Origin of the sequence: Burkholderia sp. WTPI3, assembly GCF_021483755.1 — a bacterium.
GTDB lineage: Bacteria > Pseudomonadota > Gammaproteobacteria > Burkholderiales > Burkholderiaceae > Burkholderia.
In genome coordinates, this window is sequence record NZ_JAGIXF010000224.1 from 1 (window position 1) to 915 (window position 915).

Below are 915 nucleotides of genomic sequence, written 5' to 3' on the forward strand. Positions count from 1 at the left end.
AGGAGCTGTTGCGAAATTAAATTTCTGGGCTGTTAACTTTTCGGACTTGGTGTTAACTTCCTGTCTTGTTTTGCCTGACAGGAAGCGATGCCTAAAGAACTGATCGACGACGAATTGTGGTCACTCATCGAACCGCTTCTGCCCGCGCGGACACCACGAAATCGCCAGTATGCAGGGCGCAAACCAACACCCGACCGTGCGGTGCTGACTGGCATCGTGTTCGTGTTGCGTTCGGGCATTGCGTGGAACCTGCTGCCGCAGGAAATGGGTTGCGGCTCGGGCACGGCCTGCTGGCGCCGGCTCGCCGCGTGGCAGCAAGCCGGCGTCTGGCAACGTATCCACGAGACGCTGCTCGCGGAACTGCGCCGCCGTGGCGAAATCGATTTGACGCGTGCTCTCGTCGACAGCTCGTCAATTCGCGCCATGCTGGCGGGAAAAAAACCGGCCCGAACCCCACGGACAGACGCAAGCTCGGCAGCAAACACCACCTCATCGTCGACGCGCAAGGCATTCCGCTCGCGGTCATCCTGACCGGTGCGAACCGTCACGACATTACCCAACTTGACGCGCTGGTCGAGGCCATTCCGCACATTCGAGGCAGGCAGGGCCGCCCTCTGCACAAACCGCGAATCGTTCAAGGTGACCGGGGCTACAGTTCCGAGCCACATCGGCAGCGCTTGCGAGCGCGTGGCATCACGCCGGTGCTCGCAAAAATCGGCTCGCCCCATGGCAGCGGGCTTGGCAAAACGCGTTGGCCGGTCGAGCGTTCGATTGCATGGCTTCACTCGTTTCGGCGCCTGAAGATTCGCTATGAACGCTACGCTCATATCCACGAGGCCTTCCTATCGTTGGCTTGCGCATTGATTTGCTGGACGCGTCTCAAATCTTTGTTTAACTAATTTCGCAACAGCTTCT

General features: G+C 59.2%; 1 protein-coding gene. It reads left to right on the top strand.

The window, feature by feature from the left end:
* The first annotated feature begins 87 nt into the window (after positions 1–87).
* Positions 88–899, top strand: a protein-coding gene (locus J7024_RS37005) for an IS5 family transposase (protein ID WP_234746063.1) whose coding sequence is annotated in 2 segments (ribosomal slippage) — positions 88–427 and positions 427–899 — 813 coding nt in all. Because the reading frame shifts where the segments join, the coding sequence is not laid out codon by codon here.
* Positions 900–915: the final 16 nt, after the last annotated feature.